This window comes from Collinsella aerofaciens, from assembly GCF_039758815.1.
GTDB lineage: Bacteria > Actinomycetota > Coriobacteriia > Coriobacteriales > Coriobacteriaceae > Collinsella > Collinsella aerofaciens_BP.
The window spans coordinates 1-1,546 of the sequence record NZ_JBDMSK010000049.1; the positions used below are offsets into that span (position 1 = coordinate 1).

Here is a 1,546-nt window from a genome sequence, read left to right on the forward strand (position 1 = left end):
CCCATTACAGTCTGAAATAGGCCATCGATAAATTTCGATGGCGAGCATTCGGCGCATTGCCTACGATACGGGCAAGCCCCGAGGGGCCGCCGATCGGGCGCCTCCGGATGGCCGTCTGCCCCTGCCCCGTAGAGGGCCCGGGGGGTGTTGCCACCGGGGGCGCTCGCCGCTCCGGACGACTGATAGGAAACTGCCGGGCGCAAGCGCCACGGCCAGGTAATGTGGGTGTCGCGGGGAGGGGTTCCGATCGGCCTACCGATTGGAGGATACCACCGTGGCACCAATTAGAATGCCGGAAGCCGTCATCGGGCTCGATGTCGGGAAATCGTCCCACTGGGCATGCGTCGCGACTCGAGATGGCGAGGTGCTGTTGAGCGCCCCCGTCGCGAACAGGGAGGACGACCTGGACTCGCTGTTCGGCCGCTTCCCCGATGCGCTCGTGGTCGTCGACCAGTCGCGCAACATAGGCGCCCTCGCGCTCGCCCGCGCCAGGGCGGCCGGGATGTCGGCGGCGTACCTGCCGGGACTCGCGGCGCACGGGGCCGCCAGGCTCTTCGCCGGCGACGCCAAGACCGACGAGCGAGACGCGATGGTCATCGCGAAGACGGCGCTTGGCATCCCCGACGCGCTCCTGCCGGTCGGAGACCCAGGTCCGACGATTGCGGCGGCGAGGGCGCTGGCCGCCCAGAGGAACTTCTTGACCTGCGAGAACACTAGGAATAAGAACCGGCTGCGCAGCATCCTGCTGGAATCGTGCCCCGCCTTCGAGGCGCTGGTCGACCTGTCCGACGGGCCCCAGCTGAGGCTCATGGCATCCCTCGGCGGGGCCTGGTCGGTAGCCGACGCCGGGCCCCGCAGGGCGGCGGCGCTCACGCGTGGGGCGGCGCGCGGTAAGATCGAGGCCCTCGTCCGCTCGACAACCTCCTCGACAAGGCCGGATGCGTCGGTCGTCGCCGCCGAGGACCGGGCGGTGAAACTGCTCGCGCGCAGGATATCCGAGAACTCGGCGGAGATCGAGGCGATCACGGCGGAGATCTCCGCCCTGCTCGAGGGCGACGATACCTACCGATGCCTCCTGACGGTGCCGGGCATCGGGCCCAAAACCGCTTCCGAGCTTGCGATCTCCATCGACATCGAAGACTTCCCCAGTCACGACAGGCTCGCGTCGTACTGCGGCCTGGCGCCGCGCAACCGCCAGTCGGGAACCTCGATCTCCTCGGTGACGGCATCGCGCCAAGGCAACAAGAGGCTGAAGAACCTGCTCATATTCTCATGTAACTGCCTTACCCGGACAGAGGGGAGATGGGGCGACTACTACACCAGGTGCCGGGAGCGGGGCATGTCGCACGGCAAGGCGCTCAAGGCGCTGGCGCGAAAGAGGCTGAAGGTCATCTACGCGGTCATGCGGGACAGGGTGCCTTACGCCGCCTAGCCGAAGCGCACCGAGCAGATTGGAGCCCACCGGCCGAATGGCCTGGCGTCAGCATGCCGCGATTCAGTCGCGCGGGCAGCATTTCCCAGTTGACAAAACTATAGGAACACCCCC

The 1,546-nt window shown here is 67.3% G+C and carries 1 protein-coding gene; it reads left to right on the top strand.

Going from position 1 to position 1,546, the window contains the following annotated elements:
• Window positions 1-274: 274 nt before the first annotated feature.
• Window positions 275-1,432, top strand: coding sequence for an IS110 family RNA-guided transposase (locus tag ABHT90_RS09965; RefSeq protein WP_343001678.1), 1,158 nt, complete (start codon window positions 275-277; stop codon window positions 1,430-1,432).
• Window positions 1,433-1,546: the final 114 nt, after the last annotated feature.